This window comes from Myceligenerans crystallogenes (assembly GCF_039529775.1).
GTDB lineage: Bacteria > Actinomycetota > Actinomycetes > Actinomycetales > Cellulomonadaceae > Myceligenerans > Myceligenerans crystallogenes.
This window is the reverse complement of record NZ_BAAANL010000018.1, coordinates 1-277: the sequence shown is the minus strand read 5'-3', so window position 1 is coordinate 277 and position 277 is coordinate 1. Positions and strand designations below refer to the sequence as shown.

Here is a 277-nt window from a genome sequence, read left to right as displayed (position 1 = left end):
ATCCAGGTTATATCCCAGGTCCAAACCTCGCAGGGCCCACTGGCCTTGTAGCTGGCGGGCGGTTTGCGCCGGACCGGCGGCTTGGCCCGGCCTCGGTGATGCTGCTGACCATCAGCGCGCAGGATGCGATAGAAGCTGGATTCCGAGGCCAGATACCGCCCCTGATCTGCCAGTTTAGGCACGATCTGTGACGGAGGCAGGCTGGCAAACTCCGCTGAATTACAGACGTCAAGCACGGCCGCGCGTTCCTCAGTGCTCAGCTTGTTGGCTGGCTCCG

Annotated in this window: 1 pseudogene; it reads right to left on the bottom strand. The window is 62.8% G+C overall.

The window, feature by feature from the left end:
* Positions 1-277, bottom strand: a pseudogene (locus tag ABD208_RS20360) (IS3 family transposase); the annotation flags it as partial.